At 56.5% G+C, this 16,400-nt stretch carries 15 protein-coding genes; 2 read left to right on the top strand and 13 right to left on the bottom strand.

Going from position 1 to position 16,400, the window contains the following annotated elements; all coding sequences use genetic code 11:
* Positions 1-68: 68 nt before the first annotated feature.
* Both idnD and idnO read right to left on the bottom strand, forming a co-directional pair.
* Complete coding sequence (gene idnD / locus V2S86_RS02445; RefSeq protein ID WP_330763141.1) at positions 69-1,100, bottom strand: L-idonate 5-dehydrogenase; 1,032 nt, start codon at positions 1,098-1,100, stop codon at positions 69-71.
* Between the two features lie 24 nt (positions 1,101-1,124).
* Entirely contained in the window at positions 1,125-1,889 is a 765-nt protein-coding gene (idnO, locus tag V2S86_RS02440; protein WP_006317964.1) for a gluconate 5-dehydrogenase, read from the bottom strand.
* Between the two features lie 271 nt (positions 1,890-2,160).
* Between idnO and V2S86_RS02435 the strand changes: the two genes are divergently transcribed.
* Entirely contained in the window at positions 2,161-3,144 is a 984-nt protein-coding gene (locus V2S86_RS02435) for a substrate-binding domain-containing protein (RefSeq protein WP_330761073.1), read from the top strand.
* Here the strand turns inward: V2S86_RS02435 and V2S86_RS02430 are convergent.
* From V2S86_RS02430 to V2S86_RS02405, 6 genes are all read right to left on the bottom strand, one after another.
* Entirely contained in the window at positions 3,124-3,627 is a 504-nt protein-coding gene (locus V2S86_RS02430) for a DUF1097 domain-containing protein (RefSeq protein ID WP_330761072.1), read from the bottom strand. The two genes, V2S86_RS02435 and V2S86_RS02430, sit on opposite strands and share 21 nt — an antisense overlap.
* A 272-nt stretch (positions 3,628-3,899) precedes the next feature.
* A complete protein-coding gene (locus V2S86_RS02425; RefSeq protein ID WP_330761071.1) occupies positions 3,900-5,141 on the bottom strand; it encodes an MFS transporter in 1,242 nt (413 codons plus the stop codon).
* A 156-nt stretch (positions 5,142-5,297) separates the two neighbouring features.
* The gene (locus tag V2S86_RS02420; RefSeq protein WP_330761070.1) at positions 5,298-5,813 is read right to left on the bottom strand and encodes a DUF6789 family protein; all 516 of its coding nucleotides are present in this window, start codon (positions 5,811-5,813) and stop codon (positions 5,298-5,300) included.
* Between the two features lie 18 nt (positions 5,814-5,831).
* Positions 5,832-6,695: a DMT family transporter gene (locus V2S86_RS02415; RefSeq protein ID WP_330761069.1), complete on the bottom strand. Its 864-nt coding sequence runs from the start codon at positions 6,693-6,695 to the stop codon at positions 5,832-5,834.
* Between the two features lie 186 nt (positions 6,696-6,881).
* A complete protein-coding gene (locus tag V2S86_RS02410; RefSeq protein ID WP_330761068.1) occupies positions 6,882-7,307 on the bottom strand; it encodes a cupin domain-containing protein in 426 nt (141 codons plus the stop codon).
* Between the two features lie 84 nt (positions 7,308-7,391).
* Complete coding sequence (locus V2S86_RS02405) at positions 7,392-9,221, bottom strand: thiamine pyrophosphate-binding protein (protein ID WP_330761067.1); 1,830 nt, start codon at positions 9,219-9,221, stop codon at positions 7,392-7,394.
* A gap of 337 nt (positions 9,222-9,558) precedes the next feature.
* Here V2S86_RS02405 and V2S86_RS02400 point away from each other — a divergent pair, with 337 nt between their 5' ends.
* The gene (locus V2S86_RS02400) at positions 9,559-10,434 is read left to right on the top strand and encodes a LysR family transcriptional regulator (RefSeq protein WP_126484156.1); all 876 of its coding nucleotides are present in this window, start codon (positions 9,559-9,561) and stop codon (positions 10,432-10,434) included.
* Between the two features lie 75 nt (positions 10,435-10,509).
* On the opposite strand, the gene nuoN is transcribed toward V2S86_RS02400, so the two are convergent.
* From nuoN to nuoJ, 5 genes are all read right to left on the bottom strand, one after another.
* On the bottom strand, positions 10,510-11,967 hold the full coding sequence (gene nuoN, locus V2S86_RS02395; protein ID WP_330761066.1) for an NADH-quinone oxidoreductase subunit NuoN: 1,458 nt from the start codon (positions 11,965-11,967) through the stop codon (positions 10,510-10,512).
* 6 nt (positions 11,968-11,973) lie between these two features.
* Positions 11,974-13,503 (bottom strand): NADH-quinone oxidoreductase subunit M, encoded by a 1,530-nt coding sequence (gene nuoM, locus V2S86_RS02390; protein WP_004947242.1) that lies wholly within the window; start codon positions 13,501-13,503, stop codon positions 11,974-11,976.
* 184 nt (positions 13,504-13,687) lie between these two features.
* Positions 13,688-15,535 (bottom strand): NADH-quinone oxidoreductase subunit L, encoded by a 1,848-nt coding sequence (gene nuoL / locus V2S86_RS02385; protein WP_330761065.1) that lies wholly within the window; start codon positions 15,533-15,535, stop codon positions 13,688-13,690.
* The gene (gene nuoK, locus V2S86_RS02380) at positions 15,532-15,834 is read right to left on the bottom strand and encodes an NADH-quinone oxidoreductase subunit NuoK (protein ID WP_004936014.1); all 303 of its coding nucleotides are present in this window, start codon (positions 15,832-15,834) and stop codon (positions 15,532-15,534) included. Before nuoK ends, nuoL begins: the two co-directional genes overlap by 4 nt.
* A complete protein-coding gene (gene nuoJ, locus V2S86_RS02375; RefSeq protein WP_330761064.1) occupies positions 15,831-16,391 on the bottom strand; it encodes an NADH-quinone oxidoreductase subunit J in 561 nt (186 codons plus the stop codon). The genes nuoK and nuoJ overlap by 4 nt, the downstream gene beginning before the upstream one ends.
* Between the last annotated feature and the right edge of the window lie 9 nt (positions 16,392-16,400).

Below are 16,400 nucleotides of genomic sequence, written 5' to 3'. Positions count from 1 at the left end.
AAAAAATTAAACGGTTCTTAACTATAGACAAGGATCGTCGGTCCACGCCATCAGACTATTGGCTAAAATCAGAACACTAACTGCACCTTGGCAGCCAGGCTCTTGTCACCGGCAAACGCCAGCGCCTGCGCCAATTGCCGGCTATCGAACTCGGCAGAAAGCAGCGGTAGCGGATCGACTGTCCCGTCGGCCAGCCAGGCCACCGCCAACGCGAACTCCTCAACAAAACGAAACGATCCCAGCAGGTTCAGCTCTTTGGCAATCAGCAGCATCAGCGGGAAATCCGGGAAACTGCCGCCCATGCCCACCTGCACCACCGTCCCTTTGGCACGGGTGATTTCCAGACAACGCTGTAAAGACGCCGGGTGGCCGGAAACTTCAAAGGCGATATCAAAATACCCTTTGTCCTGCAGATAACCGCTGAAATCGTCGTCGGCGGCGTGCAAACGGACATCGGCCCCCATTTCCCCGGCAATATCCAGGCAGCGCGCGCTGAGATCGGCGCAGACAATTTCACCTGCCCCCAGCGCCTTCAGCGCCGCGACCAGTAAGCAGCCTATCGGGCCGACACCGGACACGAACACCTTTTTCCCTTTGACCTCGCCGGGCTGCTTCGCGGCGTGGATCGCCACCGCCAAGGGTTCGGCAAACACCATCACCTTTTCATCGCGATCGGCGTCGAACGCAATGCACTGCGCGCTATCGACCACCTTGTATTGGGTGAAAGCGCCGTCAACATGCGGGAAATACATCGCGCTGCCGAAAAAACGCATTTGGGTACATTGGTTTTGCTGATTCGCCAGGCAATACTTGCACTGCCCGCATGGCTTGCTGGGGTTCAGCGCCACCTTCCGGCCCGGCGCCAGCAGCGCCGAATCGCTGGCCACCACTTCGCCGATCACCTCATGGCCAAGCACCATCGGCTGACGCACCTGAAAGCTGCCGACCTTACCTTCCTGGTAATAATGCAGATCTGAACCGCAGATCCCGCCACGGGTGATTTTCACCAGCGTGCCGTTTCCCTGATATTCCACCTCCTGCTCCACCACCGCCACGTCATATTTGCCGTTGACTACACAGGACCGGGTTTGAATTTTCATCATGATTTTCCGTTGAACAGATCGTTATACCGCAGCGGACATGCCGCCATCGACAAACAGCAAATGGCCATTAACAAAGTCCGAAGCCTTGGACGACAGAAACACCGCGGCGCCAATCAGCTCCTGCGGATCGCCCCAACGGGCGGCCGGGGTGCGCTTGGTCAGCCAGGCGGTAAACTCCGGATTGTCCGCCAGCGCCTGGGTCATTTCGGTTTTGAAATATCCCGGCGCGATGCCGTTGACCTGAATGTTGTAACGCGCCAGCTCCACGCACATGCCGCGCGTCAGCATTTTTACCGCTCCCTTGGAGGCGGCATACGGCGTAATGGTGTCGCGCCCCAGTTCGCTCTGCATCGAACCGATGTTGATAATTTTGCCGCTTTGGCGTTGCACCATATGGCGCGCCACGGTTTGCGACACCATAAACACCGCTTTCTGATTGACGGCGATAATGTCGTCCCAGTCTTTTTCCGGGAATTCGGTAAAGGGATGGCGCCGCTGGATACCCGCGTTGTTAATCAGCACATCAATCCCGCCCATTTCCGCCTCAATCTGCTCAATGGCAGCGTGAATGGCCTGCGAGTCGGTCACGTCAAAAGGGGCAGCATCGGCACTGAAGCCTTCACGCCGCAGGATATCCACCGCGCGTTGCGCATTTTCCCGGCTGGTGGCATTGACCAGAATATGGGCACCGTACTGCGCCAGCCCACGCGCCAGCAGAAAACCAATGCCCCGTGAAGCGCCGGTAATCAGTATTTTTTTATTATCCAGCGAAAACAAGTTGTTCATAAGGTTCCCCGATCCCTGTCATTCAGTTAGAACAGGTGCCTATCTCACCGGATTGCCGCCGGCAAAAACGTGATCTTCATCACTTAAAATCATGTTACTAAAAGCTGTTACCTTTAACGTGAAGCCGCGCATCCACACAGATCGAAAATTAATATATTTCATTGAAAAATAGTGTTTTTATGCTTTTTAACATCGATTGTTATCGCCAAATCGATTTGCTAACATGGGCTTATCCGCGATGTCTCCGCCCGCACCCTGTTAAGGCCCCAGAATGAAGAACCAACGCGTTACGCTGCAAGATATCGCGCTGCTCGCCGGCGTGACCAAAATGACCGTCAGCCGCTATCTGCGTACGCCGGAAAAGGTGGCGGCCGACACCGCCGCGCGCATTGCCGACGTGATGAAAGAGGTTAACTTCACCGACACGGATGAAGCGCGTGCGAACCAAAAACCGCGCATCGGCGTGTTAGTCCCCTCCTTCAACAACCAGATTTTTGCCGATCTGTTGGCCGGCATAGAATCCGTCGCTCTGGAGCAGGGTTATCAAACGCTGGTGGTGAACTATGACTACAGCCGCGAGCGGGAGGAAGAGCACATCGTCCAGTTGCTGGCCTACCCGATCGCCGGGCTGATCCTGACCGATTCGCAGCACACGCTGCGGGCGGAAAAGTATCTGGCGGCGGCAAAAATCCCGGTGGCGCAGGTGATGGATCTGGAAGGGCCGGCGGGGCGAATTGCCGTGGGGTTCGATAACTATCAGGCGGGTTATGACATGACCGAAGCGCTGCTTGCCAGCGGCAAACGCCAGGTGGTCTATTTCGGCGCCATGTCCGATGCGCGCGACTTGAAACGTTTTCAGGGCTACTGCCGGGCGATGGAAAATCAGGGGCTGACGCCGCGCCAAATCACACCGCATAAGGTTTCATCGGTCTCGGTCGGCTCCGATATGCTGGCGATGGCGCGCCGGCTTTATCCTGAGCTGGACGGCATACTGTGCACTAACGACGATCTGGCGGTGGGCGTGTTGCAGGAGTGCCTGCGGCTCGGGTTGAATATCCCGCAGGACATCGCTCTGTCAGGTTTTCACGGTCTGGATATCGGTAAAGCGACCACGCCGGGCATCGCCAGCGTGATTACCCCACGATTTGATATCGGCAAGGTCGCCACCGAGATCCTGCTAAAACGTATCAAAGGAGTGCCATGCATCGAGCGCGTTGACCTGCACTACCGTATCTCACTCGGTGGCACTATTTGAATGACCGTTAGCCGCAACCGGCATTTTTGCCTTCTCGCCGCGCATCGCCAACCACAACCCGCTGTTTTTCATCGCGTAACCAAACACCAGCCCCACCAATAAAGACGTCGTTACCAGCGGCCAGTCGCCCCCGCCGGCAAAGGTAGCGCAAGCGCCGATAAAGGTGCCGGGCACAAATCCCAGCCATTGCTGTTTTGCCTGAATGCACATCAGGAAGGCCACAATGCCGGTCAGCAGGTAGCCAAGCATGCTCCAACCCGGTGCCAGCTCGCTGCCATGAATGATTGCCATAGCCCAAAACACCCCGCTACAGCTGGTCAGAGTACTGATCAACAACCCTTTCAGACCACCCTGCGGACAGGCGAAATAAGCGGTGCAACCGAGAAAACCGGCCCAGCCGATCAACCCCAGGCTGACGGCAACCCATCCCCAGACGCCGGACAGAATTCCGGTAGTGACGGCAATGGCGAAAATAACGTTCATAAATCGACCCGGCAGAAAAGAAAGCGCGCAGTGTACTCGAAAACCGGTAAATTTATGTGAATTAAGTCACAAAAATTATGCAATAAGAGAAATGGAAATTACAGATTTGCTGAATTTGTCACAAAAAAAACCAGCGTGGCAAGCACGCTGGAAATGACACACAACAACACCAGGGAAATCGTTCGCCACATTGCGTGGCTAAAGTATTCTTTCTTATACCCTATGAATATCAAGCTGCAGCCAACCAGGCTACGGCTTGATAAGCCGGGGTATCAGCGCGGGAAACCCGCGCGGGCCACCATGAAGCTCAAAACCAAGCACACCACGGCACTGACCACAAATAACAGGTTGACCGCCAGATGCAGGCTGGCATGGTCGATCACTGCTCCCAACAGGATGGGCACCCAGTTGGCGATATAAGCGATAACGTAAAACAGCGAAATCAGTCTGGCATGGCTGGCCTTCGGTGAAATCAGGTTCACCAGCGTGGCGCTGCCGACAAAAATCGCGCCGTAGGCATAACCGGCAATCACCATCCCTGCGGCGGCCAGGCCCAACGAGTGGATCTGGATCGCCTCGGCGAACACCACCACCGACAACGCCTGCGCCAGGCAACCAAACATCAGCGAGTGCCGCGCATTAATGCGACGACTGAGGATCTGGCTGATGCCGGCAATCACCAGGTAAACGGCAATCACGTAACCGTAAACGCCACGGCTGTGCATGCCCAGCAGCTTTTCCGATACGCTCGGGCCAATCGCCAGAATACTGGCAGCGACCGCCCAGCAGATGAACAGCGCACCGGCACACAGGAAGAACTTGCCGCCCGTGGCGCGCAGGCCGTCACCTAGCGAACTCTTTTCCGTTGCGGCCGCCACCGGCGCTCCGCTTACCGGCACCACCACCACTTCACTCGGCCATTTCAGCATCACGCCCAATGCCGCTACCGCCGCCACCGCCATGATGATAATGAAGGGCAATGAAGTGGTATGGAATCCGGTTTGCAGCGCCACACCGCTGAAAATAGGCCCCAACGCCAGGCCGAGGGTAAATGACAGCGTAGCGATCAGCGCCGCATTCTTACCGCCATCTTTCGGCCCAAAACGCACCAGCGCAATGTTGGCCGCCCCGGTTAGCGCACCGGTCCCAATCCCGGCCAACAGCCGTGCCATAAACATCATCAAAAACGAATCGGCCATCGAAAACAGCAGCGCGCCGGCCAAAACCACCAGCAGCGCCGGCACAATCATGCTGCGCAGGTCTTTCACCTTGCCGGCCATGTTGCCGACGCCAAACAGTGAAATCAACACACCTGCAGCATAAGCGCCATAAATAATTGTCAGGCTGACCGAGCTTAAACCCAATTCATGTTGATAAAGCGGATAAAGCGGCGTCGGCGCACTGCTATTGAGCAATGCAGACATTAATGCCAGCGCTAAAAACAGCAGAATGGCAAAATGCGACGTGCCCGAATTCGCTTTAGCTGCGTCATCAACAGCGACACCTTCAGACATTTTTCTCTCCCGAAACAAGCTGGATAAACATTCTGTCCTGAAAACCAAACTCAATCAGGAAACGCGTTCATCATACCGTTTGGGTATAACAGCAAAAATAGCCAAGAATGCATCACAGTGATTCATTAATGCATGAGCGGAGCAAATATGACCGTTTTAATGCAGCACGCAAACCGCCTGCCTACGTGGCCAAATACCGAAAATGCCTAATAAAAAACCATATACGGCGTGGTTAACCAGACTGGCCACCAGCAAACCGATGCCGCTAACGGCGCTGCCGAAAAAACCTAATCCAACAGAGGGATAAATTAAGCATAACGATATAAGCGAACAAACCAGGCCATAAATAACGGCCCGGCACAAAGCGCCGCGGCGCGGATGATAAACGGAAAAGATAAAATAATAAAAAAGAAGTGCCAGGACGATGCCTGCAAAATAATGCGCACCGTAGCCCAATAATAATGCGTACGGCACCTGAGGAATATCGCCGGGCCGCAGGAACAGAAATTGCCCCTGCCCCCACTGATTAACCAAATTGCCGATAAAAACCAGATTCAGTTTACCGATAACCCCGGCGGACGAGGCAATAAAATTGACCAGGTCCATGCCGAGGGTCGCCACAATGCCAAACAGTCCATAGCGCGCCAGTTCCCTGGCTGGGCAAAAGTCCATTAGCCCTCTCCTTTGTTGTTATACCGCAGCAGCCTTCGAGGCCTTCGCCGGATTGCGTTTCAAAATGGCCAATGCGCCGGAAAGAATAATCAGCGCCATGCCGGCCGCAGCAATGTAAGACAGCTTTTCGCCAAACAGCAGATAGCCGAGCAGCGTGGAAAAAATGATGGTGCTGTAGGACAGGATGCTGACAATCACCGCATTGCCGCTGCCATAAGCACGGGTCATGGTGATTTGCCCCAGGCTGCCGAATACGCCAATGGCGCCTACGCACAGCATCATGGCGCTGTCCAGGGCCGTAAAGCCCATCGCCGCCGTCATCACACCGCCAATCACCGTGCCCACCAGCGAGAAATAAAACACCACCCGCAACTCCGGCTCGCCGCTGCGCACCAGCTTACCGACATTGAAGTAAGCCAGTGCGGTCAACAGCCCGGATAACAGACCAATCAGGGTGGCGACATACTCGCCATTCGGCGTATCCGGGCGCAGCAACACCAGGATGCCGATAAACCCCAACAGCACGGAAAACAGCAATTTGCCGGTCAATTGGCCTTTGGAGGTTACGAAGGCGATCGCCGACTGAAAGATCGGGTTGGTGTAACCCAGCGTGGTGGCGGTGGCGATCGGCAGATGGATCAGCGAATAAAAGCCGCAGTACATCGCCGCATTGCCGATGGCGGCGCGCTTCATATGCAAACCGAGGTGCTGCGTGCGGAAACCGAGATTTTTAACCTTAATCAGCGCGGCGACGATCAGTACGTTAATGAAAGAGCGATAAAAAATGATATCGAAAAAGCCAACTTTGGCCGAGGCCAGTTTGACACTTGCCCCCATCAGCGCAAAGAACCCGCTGGCGACAACCATCCACAAAGCAACCATGATTTCCTCGGAATACACCCCGAAAACGGGCTGTAAAAAATAATCTATACCCTATGGGGCCAAGTTGCAGCCAGGCTGCCCCAGATTGGGCCAGTGCCTGTGTATACTGCCCCCTGTCAAACGGGGCGAACATCTTCGCCCCCTACGGGCAGTGCAGTCAACAACGCCGCAGTTTGAAAGACACTATTATTCGGCGGTTTTCACCGTCAGCGGTTTGTTGTCGGCACAAGCGAAGAACACCAGCATCTCCGCCCCTTTCTCGCCAGAAACGCCCTGATGAACGATATCTACCGTGTCGGTAAAGGAATCCCCTTGCTTAAAGGTGTGCTTCAAGCCGGTTTTTTTTACCGTGAGAGAAACGCTGCCGCCGGTCATATACACCGCACTGATGCACGGGTGGGTATGCCAGGCAAGCACCTTATTCGGCTCCACCGTCACTTTCAACATGGTGATCTGAGGCGCGCCGGCCGGATACTGTCCGTACGGCGTGCCCTCCCACGAGGTTTCGGTTTTCAGCAAGGTTTCTTTACTGATCCCTTCGCCGTGATCTTCGGCAGCCTGCGCGTTCCCCTGAAATGCCATCGTTAATGCCAGAAGTACCAATTTATACATTGTTATCGCTCCATGACCTGTGAATAAGAACAGAAATGGCGTGACACAAAGGATAATTAACGACGGCCTCCAGAGACAGCCCCCTTACAACCCTTTGATACGCTGTTCGTATTCTACGATGCTCTCGGCATAGTATCGATTAGGCGCCACATGATTTCCTACTATCACTTCTATCAGGAACGGGCCATCGTACGCGGCCGCAGCGGCCAGCGCCTCATCCAGTTCCTCCAGCGTCGCCGCCTTCGCAGAGGCGACGCCCAGGCTGTTGGCGAAAGCCTTCCAGTCGTGATTCGGCAGGGCGGTGTAATCGGCCGATACGCCACGGTTCTGAAGCGTGTCGATATGCATGGCACCGTGAGCGCTGTTGTTCATCACGACAAAGGTCATTTTAACCTGATAGCGAGCGGCGGTCTGGATCTCGATGCCGTGCATCAGCATGCAGCCGTCGCCGGTGACCACTACGCAGTCACGGTGCGGCGCCGCCAACTTGATGCCGATACCGGCGCATATCGCCCACCCCATCGGCGCCAGGGAGCTTGAGGTGTGATAGTCACCCCGCCCGCTGGCCAGCCAGTGGTGGGCCATAAAGATACGGTGCGCACCGGAGTCGACCACAACGTTGGTGTCCTCGTCCATACGGCTGCGAATGCGTTTGATGACATCACCGGGGTACATGTTGGCTTCGCCCGCCGCCTGCCGCGCCTGCAGATCCGGTTGCTGTTGTTCAAGCGGCAGTTGACGCACCTGCACAAGCCAGCCATCCCGTAGCGTCTTGATACCGGCCAGGCGGATGTCGCCGTCGCCGACCGCGTCCAGCAGGTGCTGCAACCCGCCGGTCAGGCTGGAGAAAATCTGCATGTCCGGTTGATAGTGCGAGCTGACCTTATCAAAATCTTCGTCGATCACCACCAGCGTTTTGGTGCCATGCAGCCGCGGGTTCCAGTTCAGGCTATCGCGTTGGCTAAGGTCACATCCCAGCACCAGCAGCACGTCCACTTCATCGCCGTTGATGGTTTCTACCGCGCGGGTGTGGCCGGCGAACCCATACAGGCCAAGCGCCAACTCGTGCCCTTCAGGGAACGCCCCCTTACCGGACAGCGTGGTGGCGACCGGCAAACGATATTTCTCCGCCAGGCGCAGCAGCAGTTCGGCGTCCTGCGGGTTATTCATGCGGTTGCCCACCAGACAGGCCACGTTCAAACCGCGCAGCAGGTAATCGTTCAGCACCTGATCCAGCCCCTGCTGATCGATCGCCGCCTCGCGGCACTGCGGCATGCGCTGCGGATCCGCAGCATGATTGCCGGCCACCACTTTCTTTTGCATGTCGACCGGCACGCTCAAATACGCACGGCCTTTGCGCTGGGTATTCAGGCAAGACAAACTGCGCCGCAGCTCGTGCTGCAACGTGAGATTATTTTTTACTTCGATAGCGGCGGAAAGTAGAGGTTTGACGATGGTCAGTTCGTCGATACCGCTGTTGCTGCCGTCCTGAAAAGCGCCCTGCGCTTCATGATAGGTGGCGATGCCACCGGCCAGATACAGCACCGGGATTTTATCGGCCTGCGCCGCAGCCATCGCCGGCAGGAAATTCATGGTACCCGGGCCGGAGATACCGAGGCAAACGCCGAACTTGCGGCTGGCACGGGCGTAGCCATCGGCCATAAAGCCGCAGGCTGTCTCATGAGCGCCAACGATGCCGGTAATGCCAGAATGTTCAATGGATTTAATCAGCGGATACACGAGCTTGCCGGGTACCAGGAATATATATTGAATGCCGCGTGCTTCAAGACCCTGAATAATCACATCAGCGTTACTTTTATCTGCCGCTTTCGCGCCAGGCGTTGCAATAACCCTGATACCGTCGGCAGTTGCCAGCGCTACGGGGGTGTATAACTTCTCTGCGTGAGACTCCATTTTTCATGTCCAGTCGTGGTGGGCCAACCTGATTCAGAGTCAATCCCACCAGGCGGTTAGCCCACAGAGACAGGCTCTCATGCGCATCTGCTTACGCGTTCGGGTAACATTGATACAAAAATGTGCGCCAGATCACAGCATAAACGTTGATAAGCATAAAGATTGTTTAGTAAAAATAAAGATGCAAAACTGCTTCACATTGATGCATTTATTCATATCCTGAAACATAATAAATAATTATGATACGTGGGCTTCATTTGCAGCCAAATCCAGAGCCAAAGCGGCTGCGCAAGAATGAGCACGGATAAAACCGATAAGCCTGTACAAAGGAAATGGCATGATGAATTGGGATGATGCACGTTTCTTCCTGGCAGTAGCACGCTGCGGCACTTTACGAAAAGCCGCCAATGAACTACACGTCGACCAGGCCACCGTGGGCCGCCGCATTACCGCTTTTGAAGAGAGCCTGGGGTCAAAGCTGTTTATCCGCACGCCGAAATCATTTTCCCTCAGCCCGCTGGGTGAGGAAATGCTGGCGGACGTAATGAATATTGAAAACTCGGTGCAGGCGATTGGCCGCAAAGCCACCAGCGGCGACGACAGCCTGTGCGGCAACGTACGCATCGCCACCACCGACACTATGGCCGAGGCTTTTGTCATTCCGGCGCTAAAGGATCTACGAGAACAGCACCCATTAATCACCGTCACGCTCCTGACGGCGATTAATATCTCCGATATTTCTTATCGCGGCGCCGATCTGGCGATCCGCGGCGCGCGACCCGATTCCGATGAGCTGATTATCAAACGCATGGCGACCATCGAAATGGGGTTGTACGCTACGCAAGACTATCTGGATAAGCACGGTCTGCCGACCAAAGGCGACCATCTGCGCGGCCACGATTTGCTGATGTTTCCGCGTGAACTGGTACCGCGCCACTGGAATGATTTCTGTGGCGAGGCGCTGATCGATCCCAACGTCGTTTTGCAGTGCAACTCGCAGTTGCTGCTGCGTTCGGCGACGCGGAGCGGTTTGGGTATTGGCCTGCTATCCTCCTTCCTGGCGGATAAGGATCCGGACCTGGTACGCATCTTCCCGGAAAACAAGGACTGGGTGGATATCTGGCTGGTGCTGCACCCCGACCTGCAGCGCGCTGCACGGGTGCGTGCCGTCGTACAGGCGCTGGAGGCATCGTTTAAAAATAACCCAGGCTGATTCTCTCACGCGTCCCCTGCCCCACCCCAATAAAAAAGGTCGCCGAAGCGACCTTTTTTACTGCCTTGATACCAATCAGAACATCGGTTGTGCCATCTGCACCAGCGTAATCAGCGGCTGCGGATAGACGCCCAACAGCAGCACCAACGCGGCAGAAATCAGCACGACCACACCGCCGGCGGTCAACGCCCAGTTGTTCGGGGTATCGCGTTGCAGAGCTTCCGGCGCGTTGAGGAACAGGCTGATGGTCACACGCAGGTAGTAGTACAAACCGATGGCGCTGCCGAGTACCACAGCACCGGTCAGCCACCACAGGTGAGCGCTGACGCCCATCGCGATAACGAAGAACTTACCGATAAAGCCCAGCGTCATCGGGATACCGGCCAGAGACAGCATCATCACCGTCATGACCGCAGACAGAATCGGCTTATGCCAGAACAGACCACGGTAGGAGAACAGCGAATCGGCATCCGGGCCACGGTACGGGCTGGACATCAGGCTGACCACGCCGAACGCGCCCAGGCTGCTGAACAGGTAACCGGCCAGGTAAACACCGGCGGTTTCCAGCGACAGTTGATGGGTTTGCACCGCAATCAATGCCACCAGCAGATAACCCAGGTGGGCGATCGACGAGTAACCCAACAGACGCTTGATGTTGGTCTGGCTGATCGCCATCAGGTTGCCGAACAGGATTGAACAGACGGCAATGATCGACAGCACCAGACGCAGCGCTTCGCTGTCTGCGGCCGGCGCATACAGGAACAGACGCATCACTACGGCGAAGATCGCAATCTTGCTGGCGGTGGCCAGGAAGGTAGAGACCGGCGCAGGCGCCCCCTGATACACATCCGGCGTCCACAGCTGGAACGGCACCAGAGACAGTTTGAAGCCCAGGCCGACAATCATCATGCCCATACCGGCCAGGATCAGCGGCTGGTGCATCATGTTTTCGTGCAGGCTCTTGCCCAGACCGGCCAGCGACAGATCGCCGGACTCGGCATACAGCAGCGCCATACCGAACAGCAGGAATGACGAAGCCGCAGCGGACAGCAGCATGTACTTGATCGCGGCTTCCAACGGACGCTTCTGGCGGTAGGCGTAACCCACCAGACCGAACAGCGGCAGCGAGATCAGTTCAATACCGATGAACAACGACGCCAGGTGATTGGCGCTCGCCAACAGAATGCCACCCAGCGTGGCAATCAGCACCAGCAGGTAGAACTCTTCGCGGTTGTCCGGGTAGCCCACCAGCCATGGATAGGCGAAGGTACAGGTCGCCAGGCTCGCCAGTATCACCAGCCCGGTATAGAACATCGAGTACCCGTCAACCCGCAGCAGCGGAGTGACGTCCATTGGGCCTGCCTGGCCGACAAAATACAGCGAAAGCAGCGCCAGGTTTAGACCGATCACGGTCAGTGTGGCGTTGATAAAGTGGTCGCGTCGCCACGCAATGCCTAGCATCACAACCACCACCGTCAATCCGACGATCAACAGCGGTAGCAGTGCGATCAGTTGTTGAGGAGTTATTGTCATGGCGAATTACGGCCTTGTTGTTGAAATTGCTGAAACTGACGAACCAAACCAGTGTTGCACGTTGCTCATCGCCGCATTAGACGTGTCCAGAATCGGCTGCGGGTAAACCCCCAGCAGAACCAGCAACACCACCAACAGCAGAATGATGAACAGTTCGCGCGCGGTCATGCCCGGCAACGGTTGTTCTGATTTAGCTTTGCCGTAGTATGCGCGCTGCATCATGATCAACGAGTAAACCGAAGCAAACACCAGACCGAAGGTAGAAATCACGGTGATCACCGGCACCACCTGGAAGCTGCCGAACAGGATCATGAATTCGCCGACGAAGTTACCGGTACCCGGCATCCCCAAGGTGGCTACCGCGAAGAACAGCGACAGCGCAGGGATGTACTTGATACGCCCCCACAGGCCGCCCATCTCACGCATGTCACGGGTATGCAGACGTTCGTACAACTGGCCGCAGATGATGAACATGCCGGCCGCAGACAGGCCGTGCGCAATCATCTGAATCACCGCGCCCTGGTAAGCCAGTTGGCTGCCGGTGTAGATGGCGATCAGCACGAAGCCCATGTGCGATACCGAGGTGTAAGCGATCAGACGCTTGATGTCGGTCTGCGCGAACGCCATCCAGGCACCGTAGAAGATACCGACCACACCCAACCACATGGCGATTGGCGCAAACTCGTGCGACGCTTCAGGGAACAACGGCAGGCTGAAACGCAGCATGCCGTAGGCCGCGGTCTTCAGCAAGATCCCCGCCAGGTCAACGGAACCTGCGGTTGGCGCCTGGCTATGCGCATCAGGCAGCCAGCCATGCAACGGCACCACCGGCATTTTCACTGCGAAGGCGATGAAGAAGCCCAGCATCAGCAGATATTGCACATTGTGCGACATTGGCGTTTGCAGCAGATCTTCGTAATCGAAGGTCCACACGCCGGTCGCATTGTAGTGCACGAACACCAGGCCCATAATCGCAATCAGCATCACCAGACCGCTGGCCTGGGTATAGATGAAGAATTTGGTGGCCGCGGTGATACGGGTTTTACCGTCCGACGCCTTGTGACCCCACAACGCAATCAGGAAGTACATCGGCACCAACATCATTTCCCAGAAGAAGAAGAACAGGAACATGTCGATGGCGAGGAACACGCCGATTACCCCACCCAGGATCCACAGCAGGTTCAGGTGGAAGAAGCCCTGGTATTTCTGGATTTCACGCCAGGAACAGAGGATCGCCAACACGCCCAGCAGGCCGGTCAGCACCACCATCAGCAGTGAGAGGCCGTCCAGCGCCAGGTGGATGGAAATGCCAAAGCGCGGGATCCACGGCAGCAGGAATTCAGACTGCCATTGCGGGATGCCTTTCGGCGTAGTCAACGTGTAGCCACCCTGCATCCACAAATGCAGAGAAAGCGCCAATGTCAGCCCCATTGCGATCAACGCAATCCAGCGCGGCACCTTAGTACCGAAGCGCTCAAACTGCCAGCACAGCAGACCGCCAATAAAGGGGATAAGAATTAGCCAAGGTAATAGCATGGCGTTTTGTGTCCCTTATTCTACCGTTGTCTTTCACGCTGTAGCGTTGTTGGCTGCGGGCGTTTCCCCCGTCACTTACCTCAGTAAGCTCCAGGGGATGCTCGCACTTGCCGCCTAGCTACAACGCGAAATCCACACGGTATAAAACATTGTACATAGCACAGCGCTATGCCCGATAAATGCTTTAAATTATTATCAACAGCGCCAATACGACCACTGCACCCACACCCATAGACGCTATATACCAACGCACCTGACCGTTCTCGCTCACCGTCAGGCCACGGTTCCCCCAGCGGGAGAAGATGGCCGGCAGATTCATCATCGAGTCCAGCGGATCGCGCTGCAGCAGCTTCGCAATGCCCAGGTACGGCTTGACGAAGACTTTGTCATACAGCCAGTCGAAGCCCCAGGCATGGAACCACCAGGTCGAGAAGAAACGCCCCGGTGCGCTGTTAGCGATGCGGGTGACCAGGCTGCGTTTACCCAGCCACAGCGCTGCCGCCAACAGGATGCCGGCGATAGCCACCACGCCGGAGGTAATCTCCAGCTGCAGCACGCTACCGTGCGCCAGCTCGGTGGTATCCGGCAGTACACCCTGCAATGGCGGAACGATCATCGCGCCAACGAAGGTGGACAGCACCAGCAGAACCAACAGCGGCAGGTGGTGAGTGATGCCTTTACCGGCATGCGCTTTGATTTTCTCTTCGCCATGGAACACGATGAAAATCATACGGAAGGTGTATAGCGAGGTCATGAACGCACCGACCAGACCGGCAATCATCAGGTTGATGTGGCCGTTCGCCATCGCGCCCGCCAGGATTTCATCCTTACTGAAGAAGCCTGCGGTGATCAGCGGCAATGCCGACAGCGCGGCGCCCCCCACCAGGAAGCAGACGTAAACCAGCGGAATGCTCTTGCGCAGGCCACCCATCTTGAAGATGTTCTGCTCGTGATGGCAGGCCAGGATCACCGAACCGGAAGACAGGAACAACAGCGCCTTGAAGAACGCATGGGTCATCAGGTGGAAGATCGCCGCATCCCATGCCTGCACGCCCAACGCCAGGAACATGTAGCCAATCTGGCTCATGGTGGAGTAGGCAAGCACGCGTTTGATGTCGGTCTGCACCAGCGCGGCAAAGCCGGCCAGCACCAGGGTCACCGCCCCGACGATACCCACCAGATGCAGCACTTCCGGCGCCATCAGGAACAGGCCGTGAGTGCGGGCAATCAGGTAGACGCCGGCGGTCACCATGGTCGCGGCGTGGATCAGCGCTGAAACCGGAGTTGGACCCGCCATCGCGTCAGCCAGCCAGGTCTGCAACGGCAGCTGCGCCGATTTACCGACCGCGCCGCCCAGCAACATCAGGGTAGCCCAGGTGATAGCGGTATCGCCGACGGCCAGCTTCTGCGGTGCCAGGATCATCAGCTCGCGGATGTTCAGCGTGCCCAGCTCGTTGTAGAGAATGAACAGCGCGAACGCCAGGAACACGTCGCCGACGCGGGTCACGATAAAGGCTTTCATCGCCGCCGCGCCGTTGGCCGGATCCTTGTAGTAGAAACCGATCAACAGGTAGCTGCACAAGCCCACGCCTTCCCAGCCCAGGTACATCAGCAACAGGTTGTCTGCCAGCACCAATATCACCATGCTGGCGATAAACAGGTTGGTGTAAGCGAAGAAGCGCGAGTAGCCCTCTTCACCGCGCATGTACCAGGAAGCGAACATGTGGATGAAGAAACCGACGCCTGTGACCACCGACAGCATGGTCAGCGACAGGCCATCCAGCGTCAGCGTCACGCCGATATTGAAGTTGCCGACGGACATCCAGTTCCACAGGCTTTGCTCAAACAGCTGCACGCCGGTGGCTTTCTGGGCGAAGAAATCCATCGCCACATACACCGTAACCAGTGCAGCCAGGCCGATAGAGCCTACCCCGACGGTCGCCGACGTGTTTTCAGACCAGCGGCCACGGGAAAATGCCAATAGCAGGAACCCGATCAGCGGTAGCAGAATAGTTAAATATAATAGGTTCATCCGCGCATCTCACTGACAGTATCGATATTCAGGGTATGACGACGACGGTAGAGCTGCAGCAGCAATGCCAGACCGATACTGGCCTCGGCTGCCGCCAGGCTGATCGCCAGGATATACATCACCTGCCCATCCGCCTGACCCCAGTAGCTTCCCGCCACGATAAACGCCAACGCCGCAGCGTTGATCATCACTTCCAGACTGATCAGCATAAATAGCAGGTTGCGACGCACCAGTAACCCGGTCAGCCCGAGCACGAAGAGGATTGCCGCCAGGATCAGGCCGTGTTGAAGAGGGATCATGCTTGCTCCTCCGATTTTCTTCTCGCCATTTCGTTACCGGCCGGAGCGCTGCTCATCACTTCGCCCGGTTTGTGCTCGCGGCCAATGTGGAAGGCAACGACCAGGCCTGCCAACAACAGCATTGAAGCCAGCTCAACCGCCAGAACGTAAGGACCGAACAGGCTGATCCCCACCGCTTTCGCGTCAACCATCTCACCGCTGATGCCCTGATCGGACACGCTGCGGATCGCGAAGATCAGCACCGCCAGCAATGCCAGTGACATCAAGCCAGGCCCGATCCACACCGACGGCTTCATCCATTCGCGCTCCTGCTGCTGCACCGCATTGCCGAGGTTCAGCATCATCACCACGAACACGAACAGCACCATGATGGCGCCGGCGTACACGATGATTTCCAGCGCAGCGGCGAAGTACGCGCCGAGTGAGAAAAAGACTGCAGAGATCGCCAGTAACGAGACGATCAGATACAGCAACGCATGCACAGGGTTGGTATGCGATATCACGCGAATCGTCGCGACAATCGCAATCAAACCTGCCAGATAAAAGGCAATTTCCATGCTTGCTGG

The organism is Serratia sp. C2(1), assembly GCF_036352655.1.
Classification (GTDB): Bacteria; Pseudomonadota; Gammaproteobacteria; order Enterobacterales; family Enterobacteriaceae; genus Serratia; species Serratia inhibens.
This window is presented reverse-complemented; position numbering and strand designations above follow the sequence as displayed.

Bases quoted from the DNA above. Each gene is read 5' to 3' on its own strand.
- idnD (WP_330763141.1), bottom strand. From the start codon at position 1,100: ATGAAAATTCAAACCCGGTCCTGTGTAGTCAACGGCAAATATGACGTG.
- idnO (WP_006317964.1), bottom strand. From the start codon at position 1,889: ATGAACAACTTGTTTTCGCTGGATAATAAAAAAATACTGATTACCGGC.
- V2S86_RS02435 (WP_330761073.1), top strand. From the start codon at position 2,161: ATGAAGAACCAACGCGTTACGCTGCAAGATATCGCGCTGCTCGCCGGC.
- V2S86_RS02430 (WP_330761072.1), bottom strand. From the start codon at position 3,627: ATGAACGTTATTTTCGCCATTGCCGTCACTACCGGAATTCTGTCCGGC.
- V2S86_RS02425 (WP_330761071.1), bottom strand. From the start codon at position 5,141: ATGTCTGAAGGTGTCGCTGTTGATGACGCAGCTAAAGCGAATTCGGGC.
- V2S86_RS02420 (WP_330761070.1), bottom strand. From the start codon at position 5,813: ATGGACTTTTGCCCAGCCAGGGAACTGGCGCGCTATGGACTGTTTGGC.
- V2S86_RS02415 (WP_330761069.1), bottom strand. From the start codon at position 6,695: ATGGTTGCTTTGTGGATGGTTGTCGCCAGCGGGTTCTTTGCGCTGATG.
- V2S86_RS02410 (WP_330761068.1), bottom strand. From the start codon at position 7,307: ATGTATAAATTGGTACTTCTGGCATTAACGATGGCATTTCAGGGGAAC.
- V2S86_RS02405 (WP_330761067.1), bottom strand. From the start codon at position 9,221: ATGGAGTCTCACGCAGAGAAGTTATACACCCCCGTAGCGCTGGCAACT.
- V2S86_RS02400 (WP_126484156.1), top strand. From the start codon at position 9,559: ATGATGAATTGGGATGATGCACGTTTCTTCCTGGCAGTAGCACGCTGC.
- nuoN (WP_330761066.1), bottom strand. From the start codon at position 11,967: ATGACAATAACTCCTCAACAACTGATCGCACTGCTACCGCTGTTGATC.
- nuoM (WP_004947242.1), bottom strand. From the start codon at position 13,503: ATGCTATTACCTTGGCTAATTCTTATCCCCTTTATTGGCGGTCTGCTG.
- nuoL (WP_330761065.1), bottom strand. From the start codon at position 15,535: ATGAACCTATTATATTTAACTATTCTGCTACCGCTGATCGGGTTCCTG.
- nuoK (WP_004936014.1), bottom strand. From the start codon at position 15,834: ATGATCCCTCTTCAACACGGCCTGATCCTGGCGGCAATCCTCTTCGTG.
- nuoJ (WP_330761064.1), bottom strand. From the start codon at position 16,391: ATGGAAATTGCCTTTTATCTGGCAGGTTTGATTGCGATTGTCGCGACG.